The sequence below is a fragment of the Acidovorax sp. sif1233 genome (assembly GCF_019218755.1).
GTDB lineage: Bacteria > Pseudomonadota > Gammaproteobacteria > Burkholderiales > Burkholderiaceae_C > Acidovorax.
Genome location: NZ_JAHUWZ010000009.1, coordinates 1 through 14,133, shown reverse-complemented (window position 1 = coordinate 14,133; position 14,133 = coordinate 1). Strand labels below are relative to the sequence as shown.

Below are 14,133 nucleotides of genomic sequence, written 5' to 3'. Positions count from 1 at the left end.
CGGGCATGAACTCCCCCGCCAGTCTGACGGCCCCCATCTATCGGGGCACGACCTTCAATTTCTCGCTGGAGCGCGTCACATACCCCTATCCGGTGCGCCTGGACTGTGGTCGTCTGGTGAAAGTATGCAGCGGTGCCCTTGCGCCCGCGTCTGACGCCACGCGCGAGGACTACACGGGCTGCACAGCCATCGCCGAGTTCCTGCGCGACGGCAATCCGCTGGATGTGATCTTCACCCTGACGACGGAGGAAGGAGGCATCTTGCTCGACGGCGCATGGCTGCGGCTGAAGATGACGAAGGCCCAGACGCTGGCCCTGCAGTACGGTGAAGTGGCGCCGGCCTGGACCCAATGTGTGGCGCGCGTGACTGTCTTTCGCCCGACGGGCGAAGCAGAACCGCAGTACGAACTGCCTGTGCTGCTCTTTCCGTGGAGGCAGGAGCCATGAACGCCGTGGTGCTGCCGCAGGAATGCGAGGCCGTGGTGATCCACAGCGAACGCTCGGTGGTCATCACGCAGCCGGGAGGCGAAACCGTCGTGGTGCAGCAGCCGGAGCCGGCCACGGTCGTTGTTACCCGGGGTATTCCTGGTCCGCCGGGCCCGCCCGGCGATGCCACAGGCGGCGCATTGCTCGTCGTGAATCGCCTGAGTGAGTTTGACGACGAGACCAAGAAGGCCGCAGCCCGCACAAACCTAGGGTTGCAGGTCATTGACGGCGGAACATTTTTCTAAGGAGCCACCATGCCCCGCATCCAGATCAAACGCGGCCTCAAGGCCAACCTCCCCAGCACGGGCATGCTCGCCGGCGAGCCGATGGTCACCACCGACCGCGGTACGCTGCACGTCGCCACGGACGCGACGACAAAGCTCCCCGTGGTGCCCGCCATTGACGACCTGGCCACGCTTGCCAGCGTGTCCGGTGCGGACGACCTGCTGATCATCCACGACGCCAGCGAATCTGGGGGCCAAAAAGAAAAGAAGATGACGTTCGACGCGTTCAAGACCGCGTTGAACATCCCCACGGGTGCGACCGACGAAAAAGTCGCCGTGGTGGCCGGCGGCACGTCCGGGTATCTCTGGGGCACGGACGGCACTGATGGCGTCATGCGCATGAACGCCAGCATGAGCTGGACAAAGGATGCCGGCAATGGGTTCGTGACCCTGGCAGTCAACGTGGTGGACGGCGGAACGTTCTGACCATGGCGGCCATCCGGTTCAAACGCGGGACTCGTGCGCAGCTGGATACTGCGGCGGGCGCAAACGCGCTCGCGCAGGGCGAGCCGTATTTGATTTCGGATGAGTCGCGGGTAGCCGTAGGCACCGCTGTTGGCGCCTACAAGGCGATGCTGCGGGAAGACGACGCAGTCGTAGCGCCGCAGATTCACGCGGCCGCTGCCAAGACCACGCCGGTGGATGCCGACGAATTGGGCCTGGTGGACAGCGAAGCGACCAACGGCCTGAAGAAGCTGACTTTCGCAAATTTGAAGGCTTGGATCGCATCGCTTTTTGTGTCGCGGACCAGCGCCAGCATCGAAGGCAACATCGTTGTCGATGGGCTGGCTCGCCGCTTCATCGGGGATTTCTCGAACGCGACGGCGGGCAACCGCCTCGTGTTCCAGACATCCGCGGCGAACGCGGTGACCGACGTGGCCGTGATGCCGTCGGGCACCGGGACCACAGCGGGCTGGCGCGCGTACAACGCTTCAGACCCGAACAACGCAAGCCTGATTCGCCTCGAGATCGGCGCAACGGAGGCGTTGGTCCGCTCAGGTCAGATCGGCACCGGAAGTTACCTCCCTTTGTCGTTCCTCACGAGCAACACCTCGCGCTTCACGATCAGCACGACCGGCAAGTTCAGCATCGGTGGCGCGGCCTCGGCTTGGGACACCGACAAGACGCCTATCCAGTTCGTGACAGCATGGAGCTCCTTGTGGAGCCATGACACAAACAAGACCATTGGTATCTGCGCCAACTATTACTTCGCGGCCGGCGGGAGAACGAGCATAGGGGCGGCTGCATCAACAGAAGTCCAGGCCGGCTCCGGTGGCGTTTACATACGCAACTACCCATCTGTCGCCGCCAACACTTTGGTCGGTGCGGCGCTCGTGGATTTCAATGTCACCCCGGCGGGCGCGCAGCTGAGCACTCCGCAATTGCTGGGATATGGGACGGGGGCGGGTGGCACGGTCACGCAACCCACCAACAAGTCCACGGCGGTCACGCTCAACAAGCCCTGCGGCAGGATCACGACGCACAACGCATCGCTGCCTGGCGGCACCTCCGTTGCCTTCACGTTCAACAACTCGCTGATCGGGACGGATGACGGAGTGGATGTGTGGTGCAGCAGCCCGCAGAACTACAAGGTGCGCACCGGTGTGCCATCGACGGGCTCCGTCCCGGTCTACATCGAGAACACCACGATCTCGGGGCTGTCCGATGCCCTGACCATCAATTTTCGTGTGCTGAAAGGGGCTACCTCGTGATCCTCAAGCAATTGATCCGCTATGAGAACGCCCCTGCCATCGAAGCCACATGGGTCGATGAAAACGGCGACGTTGTGAAGTGCCACGCTTACGACGCTTCGCAAATGAACGAGCTGCGGACGGACCTCGGCGCTGATGCTGCAGAGCATGCAGCGCTGATCGCGCAGTGCGAGGCCGACTACACGCCGCCGGCACCCGCCAACGCATCGCAGATCCGCGCGGACCTGCTGGCTGCCCTTTCCTCCGAGTACGAGCGCCGCATGCAAGTGATCGCGGCCGGCTACCCGCCCAGCGAGCGCGAGAGCTGGCATGTGCAGACCTCGGAGGCGCGTGCGCTGCTTGCCGATGCGCATGCGCTCACTCCGTGGATCGACGGTGCGGCCGCCGCGCGCGGCATCGACCGCCTGGTGCTTGCCCAGCGCATCGCAGCGAAGGACGACGCCTACCGCGCCATCCACGGGGCACTCACGGGTGCGCGCCAGCGCATCGAGGACCTGATTGATGCGGCGGGCGAGGATGCGCAGGCCCTGCAGCTGATCGACGTTCTCGCAGGGTGGCCGAGCGAATCCAGCGTTCCGCCCGAATCGCCCCCGGTATAGGGTTGGGCCTTCTTGGCATTGCCCGGAATCATCCGGGCTCATGAACAAACGTCTCGCAACCCTGCTCGCCCTGCTGGGCATCCACCAGCATTTGAGCGCTGAGCAAAAGCACGACCTGGCCACGGCCGCGTATCAGGCCACGCCCGGGGCGGCTGCAGCCGGCGGGGCCCGGATGGCGGGATTGCCGCTCAGCGACTGGCTGGTGTTGGCTTCTATCGCGTTCGTCGCCCTGCAGGCCAGCTACCTCGTGTGGAAGTGGCGCCGCGACGCGCGCCGCGATCAAGAGCGCCAGGAAGACCGTCGCCGCGGCCGGCCCGTGGAAACCGACCTGGGCGCGCTGGGAGCCGACGAGTGACGGTCGGCCAATACATCCGCGACAACCCCCGCCGCTCGCTGAGCGCCGGGGCGTTTGTGCTGCTGATGGCCTTGGAGGGCTTCATGGCCCTCCCGTACAAGGACATCGCAGGGGTGTGGACCGACGGCTACGGCAACACCCATGGCGTGGTGCCCGGCAAGGCGGTCACCGAGCCCGAGGCGCGCGCCACGCTCAAGCGCCACACAGAGGTTTTCGGCCAGGGCGTGCTCGATTGCCTGGACCGGGAGCCCACGCAGGGCCAGTACGACGGCTGGACGCTCATGGCCGTGAACACCGGCCTGGGCGCTCCGGGCAAGGCCGATGGCTGGTGCTGGCTCAAGTCCGGCCGCAAGTCCACCCTGGTGCGCCGCTTCAACGCGGGCGACGAGGGCGGGGCATGCCTGGCCATGCTGCAGTGGGTGAGGGCCGGGGGCGCCTACAGCCAGGGCCTCTTCAACCGCCGCTGGAAGGAATACCAGCTATGCATCGAAGGCACCGTGCGCTGGAACACCGGGGGTGCGCGGTGAGGGACTGGGCCCTGAAGTGGGCCGGCACCTTGTTGTTCATCGTGTGGGAAGTCTGCCTGCGCGTGCGCGGGAAGTGGCGTCGCAGTGCGCTGCGCGACTGGCTCAACGGGAGAAGTCAGTGATCTACACCCATCTGATCGCCGCCATCGTCGCGGCCCTGGCCGCCTGGTTCTACCAGGACGCGCGCATGGATGCCGCCGTGGCCAATGTCCGGCTGGAAATGGCCGGCGCCAAGGTGCAGGCCGCGGGCGAAAAGCTCGAGGCCGTCAAGGAAGCCCGCGCCGAGGAGCGCGCCATCACCACCACCTACCAGGAGTCCCTGAATGCTGCCCGTACCCGTGAAACGCTATTGCGCACTGAAATTGACCATCTGCGCCTTGTCTCTGACGGCCTGCGGGACCAATCCGCCGAAGCCGCCCGCCGACTCGCTGCAGCTCCCCCCGCCGCCGTCCTTGAGTACGCCACTGCCCTCGGAGCCGTATTCAACGACTGCCGCGCCGCGTATGGAGGGATGGTCGAAAAAGCTGATGGGCACGCAAGTGATGTCCGAACCCATCGGGAAGCCTGGCCAGTGAAACTTGGGGGGCGGGATGGACGTCCTCAGGATTGACTCTAGGCGAAGAGATATCAACCGTCACACAGCGCCCTTTGGGGAGGGGGTCCCGGATCAATCGCAGGGTGTTCGTTGGCACCAGACTTCTGCGTGGAGCAGACAACCTACTCTAACCTGGTCGCACGGCAAAGACTCAGACTCATGGTGAGTAACTTCACCACAGCGCACCTACTCGGCGCACGCCTTTAAACCTTCTTTAACTGCCCAAACGGTTTTTTCATAAGATACATCAGATTTTTTTTCAAAATCCCGCCTCATCTTTTCATCATTTTCTATTTGCTTTAATATTCCTGATGAATTGATTATTCGAATCTGTCGACATTCAGGTCTTGGGTGGGTGGTTGCGCCGCTTGCAGCTGATAATTTTTCTCTGGCACCAAATAATTGTAATGCTCCTATAAATAATGCTGGATGGGGCGCTTCTCCTAACGCTTTGGTTACGATGTTGTAGCCGAATTCGTCTGCTTCGTACTCTTGCTCGCGAGCCTTTTTGTTTGAAATTACGCTATATGGTTTATGGCTTTTTATTAAATGACCCAATTCATGGCCAATAACTGAAAGGAGAAAATTTGGCATTTCATCTTGAATTACCGAATCAATTATAGTTCGAGATTTTTGATTTAATTTCGATAAATCTAGATTGAAATAGACTTCGTACGGATTTATGATGTGTTTGAATAGTTCGCCTCTCTTGACCTCTCGTTCTCCGTGGCGAATTTTCTGTCCGAGATAGTCTGTGTATTCCACTAATGCGCTTGCGGGCATGTCATAGTGATGTGCAAGTAGTTGAGCTCGCATTAACAAAAAGGTATATTCGCAAAATGCGCTTGTAATAAAGATTCTTTGGTGAGAGTATTGTGCGTATGCGTTAAAATTTATCCATTCCACAAAAACCACAAGATTCTCGTCGTTTTGAAGTTTTGGATGGTCGGAGAGATGTGGGCGAAGTAAAGTTAGCGCTTTTCTAATAGAGTCTTTGCAAAGGCCGTGTACAAGTTCACGCTGCTTCCACATCTGCTCTTCCAAATTTTGCGCATGAGATTGCGTCGAAATTGTGACTCCAGCAAAGAGTATCGCTAGCCACAATGTTATCAGATGGAAAATGTTATTTTTTGCATGCATCTTGATCCTCCGAGTCTACGTTGGTAAGGCCTTCATTTTCAGAGAATTTTAGTTTTCCGCAAAGGTTGACAGAGGGCTTGCCTGCATCATAATTTTTGACAAATTCTTGGAAATCTCGCTCCGAAGATTTTTTGAAAAAATCTGCGATAGCTTTGTTGTATTCGCTTTCGGGCTGTTGCAATGCGGTGATCTTTAAAAAACCTCCCATTCCAATAAATGCATCAAGTCCAAAATCCTTAACCGCCTTTTGATAAACAATTGCTAGGGCTTCACATGCCCATTTTCCTTTGTTTGCTTGGCGCATGGATGTATAAAAATTATCATCGCAAGCTTGGCGTCGATTAATTGCTTTTCCCTCTAGTATGTTGAACTTATTTTCGCTGAAGCAGATCGTATTGCCATACAGCTCGCCTCCTTTTCTGCATTTTCTGTATTCGCAATCTCCCTCAGTTGAATTAATGCATTTTGAATAGCATGCGTCGTGATCATTGCATGAATTGGCAAAGTTGCAGCTAAGCAATGGAATGGAGTCAGGGACTAAGTAAACATTCCAGCCTGAACCACAGCCATTTGGTTTGAAGTTGGCAGGTTGAGCTGCTGCGATGTTTGCGAAAAAAAGCGTCCAAACAATAATCGCATAGGATAATGGTTTTAGGTATCGCATGTAATTCCCCCCCAAGTCTATGATTTGTTATGGCGGAGGCAGACGGGTATCCGCTCCTGCGACAAATTATTGGGCAATCGCCGCAGGAGGGAAAGTTTTTTCTTCCGTCGAAGCGACGGGTGATGCCCTTCCGACCGGGTCTCGTCACTCGGTACATTCTTTGCGAGACTGCGTCCATGAGGCAGCGCCTGCAGCGACTCCGTGGACGACCTGCGCGGGTTAGCAAATCAGCGAGCCCGCGACGCAGCACCCGCACGCGGCGGCCAGCGTGACGCACGGGCCGACGAGCGAGCCAACGAGATACTGTCCACGCACGCGCCAGTGCCGGGCGACGTGAGTGCCAGAGTTCAGGCCCAGGTAGGCGGCGGGCTCAAGAGGAGCGTGCAAAAGTGGCTCCGTGCGGTCCAGTTCATTCTCTAGGGGAGTGATTTTGATCGAGCTGGGTTTTTAAACAGTAGTGCACAATCAGGAAATGCCGTCCGATCAGATCGTCCAAACCGCTATAGCCCTGTTGGGCCCGACTGCGATCTGGTTATCGCAGAGCCGTAGTTTGCGCTTTCAGCGCTGGGCCTGCATCGTCGGTCTGATGAGCCAGCCGTTCTGGTTCTGGGCGGTGTGGGATAGCGGCCAGTGGGGTGTGGCCGTGGTGGCCGTCGTGTGCGCGCTGGCCTGGCTTAAAGGCCTGTGGGTGCACTGGATCGCGCCACGGCAACCCCTGGGCGTGGCCACCGTTGCGCTGCCACCAGAAAGCAGGCTGAAATGATCGAGTTCGGTGTGGACAGAGGGATTTTGGTCAAGATCAGGGGAGATGACATCTCGGCTTGTTTAAAGCTGCTGCCTGTCGCATGCGAGGGCCAGCCGCCCGAGCTTTCTGCCGTAGTAGATACTTCTGATTTCGGCAAAGTGCGGATCTCCTACCGACTCAAGAGCAGCCCTCGCAAGAAGACCGGGCTGTGGTTCTGGACCGCATTTCACGCCGTGGCTGTGCCGTTTCCTGATCCTGTGACTGCTGATGATTCTGACCCTGCGCATCGACAAGATCGAACCCGGGAACTACCGGGCCCAAGTATTTGACGGCCGTGAGGAGCTGGGCGAATTTGGCGCCCCTGGCATAGCTGCCGCCATCCGCCAGTGCGCTGGTCAGCCGATGCCGGATCTATCCGGGTATCACGTCTGGTATGAGCACGTTTGCGCGGGCACTATCCCCATGAGCAACATGCGAATCGACCCCGACGGCATCGCGCAGCGACTGATGTCGCTGCATGGTGCGATCAAAGGCTGACCGTCCGCGGTGATTTCCGTGATGCCGATGCCGTGGCCGCATTGGGAATACGATGTGCGTCATCCTGGTCGGAGCGCACATGTGAATGGTGGCGGTTCCTGCGAATCGATGGCCGCCCCTGGGGCCCCGTGGATGTGGCCGGGGTAACGTCTGAGTGGGGTGAGCGGGAAGAGACCATGTTTGCATGGGGCAGGACGGGCAAGGGCCTCTCTTGATCTGTCGCAATCCATTGCGCTCAAGTTGGCGAAAATTCCCTTGTGCGATAGCTTTGCTTTGTGCACCATTTCAGTGCGCTATTGTTTGCGCGGAGGGAATGACAATATGAAAAAGGCACTGATCCTGGTCGCGGCGTTGGCCGCTTGCACACTGGCTGTAGCAAAGGGAGGAAGCGGAGGGCACAGTTCTGGCGGTAGCCACAGTGTTGCAGGGCACACAACCAAGAACGGCACCTATGTCCCGCCGCATCGTGCGACGAACCCAGACAGCACCAAGTCCAATAATTGGAGTCACAAGGGAAATGTGAATCCATACACTGGCAAAGAAGGCACTAAGCAATGAAGCGCCGTCTCTTCGGTGCAGCGCTGCTTGCCGGTCTCGCAGGGTTGGTCGCCAATGAGGCCCAAGCCCGGGGACGCCGTAGTGGTGGCTCCAGGTCGCACACAACCGGGGGAGGCGGTCGAGGTGGCTGCGGCTCGCGTGGCGGCCCAGGCTACCGCAAGGCCAATGGCAAGTGTGCCGGCCACAAGGACTGACGACGGATGACGCGCGATTGGTGATGGAACGCCTACTCCAGATCCTGTCTTCCTGCCCGCGATGCTGGCGACGCACTGGCTACATCATGTTCTCGGTGTGCGGCGCCCTGGTCAGGACCGGCTTCTGCGGTTGCGCTGCACCGTGGGCGCCAGCGGGCACGAAATGAGTTGGTTGCGCGGCGATGGATGTCTGCCATGCCTGGGCGGTAGGGTGGGCGATCTACGATGTTTTGGGCTGCTATGCAGGTGATTTCACCCCGAACTCCAGCGTTGTTCAGTTGCAATTCTTCACAATTTGCAGTGTCTGATGGTGTGTGGCGAGTCCTCGTAAATCACACCGATTTCACACCACGCTCCGGCAGGCGGCATGGTTACTGGGGCGGACGCGGGTTCAATTCCCGCCAGCTCCACCATACACCCGTCCAAGGGCGTCCACACTAATCCAGTGGACGCCCTTTTTCTTTGGTAAATCAAGGACTTAGCGTCCATGGCCGTCCAGGCTTGTCCATCCCCAGCCAACGCAAACTGGGGGTACAAATGGGGGTACAACCAGAGAAATCTGGTGAAATCGGTGTTTTGTACCCCCACTTCCCTCTGTAGAAGGGGGTTCGCCATAGGGGAATCTGTACCCCCACCGCTTACTGTTATCCATCGTTTTGTACCCCCATGCTGACAGACCTTGAGTGCCGCAACGCAATTTGTCCCCCTGAGCGCAAGCAAGCCCGTTTCAGTGATTCGGCCGGGCTCTATCTGCAGGTAAGCCCGAACGGTTCCAAGCGCTGGTTTCTCAAGTACCGGATCAACAACAAGGAAAAGCAGTTGGCGCTGGGCAGCTACCCCATGGTTTCCCTTACGGCTGCTCGCAGGGCGAGGGATGCTGCAAAACAACAGAAGGCCACCGGGGTTGACCCGGTTCAGGCTCGCAAGGTGGAAAAGCTCAAGGCAATGAACCCCGAGGGCGATTCCTTTCAGATGGTGGCCCTGGAGTGGCACACCAAGCAAATTCCCATATGGAGCGAAGGCCACGCTACGAGAGCCCTTCGACAGTTCGAGCGCGATCTGTTCCCCTGGCTTGGGGAACGGCGCATGGTCGATATCTCCCCCATGGAGTTGCTGGCCGCCTTGCGCAAGATCGAAGAACGCGGCGCGATAGAAACGGCAGACCGTGGGCTCATGCTCGCGCGACAGGTGTGGCGCTATGGCGTCGCTACGGGCCGCGTGGGGCGGGATATCACTGGTGACCTCAAGGGCGCACTCTCGCCTTACAGGGGACGGCACTTCGCTGCGATCACTGATCCTGTCCAGTTTGGAACGTTGCTGCGCGCTATTCAGGCTTACCGGGGCGGGCCAATCGTGCGAACTGCATTGCAGCTTGCGCCCTTGCTGTTTCAGCGGCCGGGGGAGCTGCGGGCTGCGGCCTGGGCGGAAATTGATCTTAAAGCAGCGCTTTGGACGATCCCTGCCGCTCGCATGAAGCGGGGCAAGGATGGTAAAGAGCACGGGGAGCCACACCTCGTGCCTCTGCCGACTCAGGCTGTGGCTATTCTTGGCGAACTGCACGTTTTGACCGGCCGCAGCAAGCTGGTGTTTCCGGGTGAGCGGAACCATGAACGCTCTATTTCTGAGAATTCAGTACGCACCGCCCTGATTTCCATGGGCTACACGCCAGAAGTGCAAACATGGCACGGCTTTCGCGCGACGGCTCGCACGATGCTGGCAGAGCGGTTGGATGTTGATCCGTTGGTGATTGAGGCTCAATTGGCTCACGCCGTAAGAGATGCCAATGGCCGCGCTTACAACCGTACGCAGTACATGGCTCACCGCGCGCGAATGATGCAGCGATGGGCTGACTATCTTGATGAACTGCGAGGTGCTGTTTCAACATAGAAGTCATCTAATCCTGCGACTCTCGCGCAAAGCGGGTTTGCACAGGACAGGGAGGCGCATGACGGTGAGCATGCATCGCGGGTCGGCCAAGGGCTATGCATGCAGCCTGTCTCGAAAATGCGCGGGAGTGATGAGCCAACTTCCGTCATCGTGATGCTCAAAAGTTGTTCAGCGATCAAGCCATCGCTGCTCAAGATCACAAGCGCCGTGCGAATTTCTTAGCTCGTATAGCACATTCACTGTTTGCACAGACTGACGCTGCCGAGGAGCGTGCAATCGTTCCCTTTTTCTGTTTTGCGGAAGGTTCCCACCGCTGGAGAATGGTGTCGGCATCTGTAGCCGATACCATCAGTTGTAACGTGTTGGAACCTTTCAGGAGTAAATTTTTTGACTAAAAGCTTGCCCATCCGAACGCCTGAGTTCTCCGTTTTTGCAAAATCTATTCTTTTGGGCTTCCTATTAGCCGAGATTTTCAGGGTTGCCTACGTCGGAAGCGAAGCGTTTGGTGTGGTGGTCGCCAGTTACAGCTGCCAAGCGAACTCCATTGTGATCACTGTCGGTGGGGCCCTGATACTTGTGGCGTATGCGTGCTTTCGTCAAGTACCTGCGACTGCCAAGAGGATCATTGCGAGCCAGCGCATCGATCTATTCCTACTTTTCGGGATCGGTGTTTTATCCAATCAGTTATTGGCTCCGATGCTGGCAGGTTTTCACGCGGCAATTGCCGGTGCGGACGATTTATACGCACCAGCAGTCCTGTGTGCAGTACTCGTTCTATTGAGCGCATCACTGCTCCGCGGGCTAGCTTCCCGATCAGGAGATGACCAGGCACAGCTCACTTTTTTTCTCGATGTTGAGATCGAAGGCTCTGCCGAGGATGTCCTGGGGGTTGGGCCCCAGGCTCAGCAATTCGCTGAGACTGTTCTTGCTAGTGGTGCACATTCCGGACTTGTTTTTGGTGTTGATGCTCCGTGGGGGGTGGGCAAGACCAGTTTTCTGAAGTTGGCAGAACAGCGCTGGAGCGAAGATCGTTCCGTCATCGTCATAAAGTTTCAGCCATTGCGCTATGCCTCCGACCCAGATTTGGTGGAACGATTTGTTCGAGAGCTCTGTAGCGGCATACGACAAAAAGTTTTTACACCTGAATTTGCTCCAGTGGCGACTCGCTACTCGCGGATGGTCAAAGGAAAGACTGATTTATCTTTTTTTGGGTTGAAGCTTACGTTTGAACCATCTACAGAAACGATGGATGAACTCCTTGAGGATATTGATAATGTCCTTAAGCAGGTAAAAAAGCGTTTGATAATAATCATCGATGATTTGGATCGGCTTGACCAAAAATTAGTTAATAACGTTCTGTTTACTGTGCGGCGGACGTTCAATCTCAGTCGTGCGACTTACATCTTGTGCTATGACACAGAGATGCTGATTGCAGGTAAAGATGAGGGCGCACGCGCGCGTGAATTTTTGGAGAAATTTATAACCGTTAAATTGAGTCTTTTTGTAGATGGTTCTGCTATCGAACGGTTCTTGAAAACCGATTGGAAGCGCGATTCGGAGCGTTTCCAGACTATTCCGGCCGACGCACTAGACAAGTTGTCATTGATCATGTCGGAAGTTGCGAAGATGGTTAGTGGTAAGAACGCCCCCAGCTACGCCCCGTTGCTCGGTGATCTCCGCAAAGTAAAACGGTTTGTGAATTTAACTCTTCTATTGCAGATCGAGCGGGCGAACCTTGGAGGCAGTGATTTTCACATTTGCGATCTGATTCATTTAATTCTGTTGAACTTGTATTATCCAAAAATCTTTCGAAAGATCTACCTTGAGGAAACAGAGAATAGAATCGGATCGTTTTCTGTACGTCCAAGTAATAATAATAATAATATCAATATTGAGAATTCAGAAGGGCTTGAGGAGGTGATTAAATATTCAGATTCGGTTGCCGCTTTTCTGTTGCGTCAATTGTTCGATGTTTCTACTATTTCTTTCACTCGAAACGATCAATTCGATGAAGGTGTTACTCGTTCGCGTGCATGCTTCAATGGACAAGGTCGCAATTTGGAAAAATATTTGAAATTCATAGTTCGATTCCAGGTGCCATTGGCTATTGAGACTTATAAATTCTATAAAGAGGCTGTAGACGAGGTATTACACCGGCGTAAGAGCATCGATGAGATTTTGTCGATGAAGGAGTTCGCTCTCGCAAACGGTGAAATGCCTCAGGATCAATTTTGGCGAATTCTTATTAACAACGCATATCGTCTGGACAAAGCTTCAGTCAGTGCGTCAATTAGTAAATTGATTGCATGCTTGCCCAAATTTTCATCCAGTAGAAGTGATGATCGCGGACTCAGATCGCGTTTGATATATGCATTAGTACAACTGTTAGATAGGGCCGGTTTTGGAGAAGATCAGGGCGCGAGATCGAGTGCAGTTGCCGAAGTAGTAGAAATAGCTGAGCGAATTTTCGGAAAAAAAGACAAATTTCCTCAATCGATTATTGATCAACTGTTATCTCCATCAAACGGCGTTTTAGGTTGGAACGATGTGATGTCGTTCAGGTTGACCTGCAGTATGGATCGCGGTGGTCAGACTCATAATATCTTCACGGCTTTGCTCCGATATGAAGATCCGAATGCTAGTGGCGATGGCGAAGTTGTGGCGCTCTCTCTCAGTTCCATGCGTCGTATTTCGCAAGAAATATTTAAGCGCTTTCGAAGCGAGTATGTCGATAAGGCGGTTAATTTTTTTGATGCCGTTAATGGGTTGAGTGCTAAGGATATTTTTGGGGAGGCTGCGTTTGAAGAAGAATCTGGAATGAAGGGCGAAGGATTCGACTTAGAACAGGCGCGCTCTGATATCAAAGGCTTCGTTATTTATCAGTTGACTAACAACAGCCGCACAGGTGGTCTTGGAATCGGTTGTGGTGTTTATGATGAGTCCGGATCTGAGGATTGTGGTGGCATTAATATTGCAATGCAAGAGTATGTTCTTGGATTTTGCTTTAGTCCGATTATTGATCGAAAAAATGCTCAGGAATTTGGTGATTTCTGCTTGCGTGCTATTCGAGTTTCTAGATATAGAAGTTTGGGTTATCCGAGTGTTGAATCACTCACGGCGGAAATTACAAAAATATTTCCAAAAACTCGTCTGATAGCTTTCTGGGTTGAACATAGGGAGCTCATTAAGAAAGAACTTCAGCATGTCGATCGAACAATTGTGATGGATGGCTATAGCGCTACGTATGCAGATAGCTTGCCGGTTGTATTCGGGTTACTCGACAGCTGGGTGGTGGAAACCTAAATGACGAATCAACTGGGGATACGCATTAATCAGAAAATCTGCTGATAGTGTTCTGGAAGGCCAAGTGGTCTCATCCCGTCCCAACAAGGCTTTGTGTAGCCTGTTCAGTTGCCCATTTCTGGTTGTCTTGCTCTACTGGCCTCACTCATGCGCAGCAGTGCGTTCTGGCTACAACAGGTGTTTAGCAGGCTGATGAAATACTGTCGGAGGACTCGAAAAATGAAAACTTTGAGGGTGCCTCACCCCTTGCCAGGTTCGAAAAAATCGCTTGTAGCCCGTTTTGAGCGGTCGATGTTCTTGGCAGCCGATGGACAAACCAGTATTTCAGCAGCCTTTTAGTGCCACCCACAGCGCGCAGTGGAGACCCCGCCTCACCTGCCCTCTAAAGAGACCGTTTTCGCTGACACCGTCGATCCCTGTCTGAATCGCCCCGGATTCCCTAGACACTTTTAAGCCGTTGGAAATGGCGTCTTTCGAACTCTACCGGTGAAGTATCTCCGGCAGTGCCGTGGCGTCGCTTAGGGTTGTAAAACATCTCGATGTAATTG

The 14,133-nt window shown here is 55.7% G+C and carries 15 protein-coding genes; 12 read left to right on the top strand and 3 right to left on the bottom strand.

Annotation, left to right across the window (positions count from 1 at the left end):
- The first annotated feature begins 5 nt into the window (after positions 1 to 5).
- The 8 genes from KW843_RS22640 to KW843_RS22605 all read left to right on the top strand — a co-directional run bounded on the left by KW843_RS22640 (position 6) and on the right by KW843_RS22605 (position 4,572).
- Positions 6 to 446 carry a hypothetical protein gene (locus KW843_RS22640; protein ID WP_218297415.1) on the top strand — a complete coding sequence of 147 codons (441 nt, stop codon included), beginning with the start codon at positions 6 to 8 and terminating at the stop codon, positions 444 to 446.
- Positions 443 to 730 (top strand): hypothetical protein, encoded by a 288-nt coding sequence (locus KW843_RS22635; RefSeq protein ID WP_218297414.1) that lies wholly within the window; start codon positions 443 to 445, stop codon positions 728 to 730. The genes KW843_RS22640 and KW843_RS22635 overlap by 4 nt, the downstream gene beginning before the upstream one ends.
- Before the next feature lie 9 nt (positions 731 to 739).
- Entirely contained in the window at positions 740 to 1,195 is a 456-nt protein-coding gene (locus KW843_RS22630; protein ID WP_218297413.1) for a hypothetical protein, read from the top strand.
- 2 nt (positions 1,196 to 1,197) lie between these two features.
- Entirely contained in the window at positions 1,198 to 2,481 is a 1,284-nt protein-coding gene (locus KW843_RS22625) for a hypothetical protein (protein ID WP_218297412.1), read from the top strand.
- Positions 2,478 to 3,080 (top strand): hypothetical protein, encoded by a 603-nt coding sequence (locus KW843_RS26855; RefSeq protein ID WP_370628532.1) that lies wholly within the window; start codon positions 2,478 to 2,480, stop codon positions 3,078 to 3,080. The genes KW843_RS22625 and KW843_RS26855 overlap by 4 nt, the downstream gene beginning before the upstream one ends.
- Positions 3,081 to 3,120: 40 nt before the next feature.
- The gene (locus KW843_RS22615) at positions 3,121 to 3,435 is read left to right on the top strand and encodes a hypothetical protein (RefSeq protein WP_255594884.1); all 315 of its coding nucleotides are present in this window, start codon (positions 3,121 to 3,123) and stop codon (positions 3,433 to 3,435) included.
- Entirely contained in the window at positions 3,432 to 3,962 is a 531-nt protein-coding gene (locus KW843_RS22610) for a glycoside hydrolase family protein (protein WP_218297411.1), read from the top strand. Before KW843_RS22615 ends, KW843_RS22610 begins: the two co-directional genes overlap by 4 nt.
- A 118-nt stretch (positions 3,963 to 4,080) precedes the next feature.
- Positions 4,081 to 4,572 (top strand): hypothetical protein, encoded by a 492-nt coding sequence (locus tag KW843_RS22605; RefSeq protein WP_218297410.1) that lies wholly within the window; start codon positions 4,081 to 4,083, stop codon positions 4,570 to 4,572.
- A gap of 171 nt (positions 4,573 to 4,743) precedes the next feature.
- Here the strand turns inward: KW843_RS22605 and KW843_RS22600 are convergent, their stop codons facing one another.
- Together KW843_RS22600 and KW843_RS22595 are read right to left on the bottom strand one after the other, a co-directional pair.
- Positions 4,744 to 5,697, bottom strand: coding sequence for a hypothetical protein (locus KW843_RS22600; protein ID WP_218297409.1), 954 nt, complete (start codon positions 5,695 to 5,697; stop codon positions 4,744 to 4,746).
- The gene (locus KW843_RS22595) at positions 5,681 to 6,361 is read right to left on the bottom strand and encodes a hypothetical protein (protein WP_218297408.1); all 681 of its coding nucleotides are present in this window, start codon (positions 6,359 to 6,361) and stop codon (positions 5,681 to 5,683) included. The genes KW843_RS22600 and KW843_RS22595 overlap by 17 nt, the downstream gene beginning before the upstream one ends.
- Before the next feature lie 472 nt (positions 6,362 to 6,833).
- Here KW843_RS22595 and KW843_RS22590 point away from each other — a divergent pair, with 472 nt between their 5' ends.
- The 4 genes from KW843_RS22590 to KW843_RS22575 all read left to right on the top strand — a co-directional run bounded on the left by KW843_RS22590 (position 6,834) and on the right by KW843_RS22575 (position 13,585).
- Positions 6,834 to 7,124 carry a hypothetical protein gene (locus KW843_RS22590; protein WP_218297407.1) on the top strand — a complete coding sequence of 97 codons (291 nt, stop codon included), beginning with the start codon at positions 6,834 to 6,836 and terminating at the stop codon, positions 7,122 to 7,124.
- A gap of 249 nt (positions 7,125 to 7,373) precedes the next feature.
- On the top strand, positions 7,374 to 7,643 hold the full coding sequence (locus tag KW843_RS22585; protein ID WP_218297406.1) for a hypothetical protein: 270 nt from the start codon (positions 7,374 to 7,376) through the stop codon (positions 7,641 to 7,643).
- A gap of 1,418 nt (positions 7,644 to 9,061) precedes the next feature.
- Entirely contained in the window at positions 9,062 to 10,282 is a 1,221-nt protein-coding gene (locus KW843_RS22580; protein WP_218297405.1) for a site-specific integrase, read from the top strand.
- 387 nt (positions 10,283 to 10,669) lie between these two features.
- Positions 10,670 to 13,585 (top strand): P-loop NTPase fold protein, encoded by a 2,916-nt coding sequence (locus KW843_RS22575; RefSeq protein ID WP_218297404.1) that lies wholly within the window; start codon positions 10,670 to 10,672, stop codon positions 13,583 to 13,585.
- Between the two features lie 439 nt (positions 13,586 to 14,024).
- Here the strand turns inward: KW843_RS22575 and KW843_RS27025 are convergent.
- A partial coding sequence (locus KW843_RS27025; RefSeq protein WP_370628535.1) for an IS3 family transposase occupies positions 14,025 to 14,133 on the bottom strand: 109 nt, incomplete at its 5' end.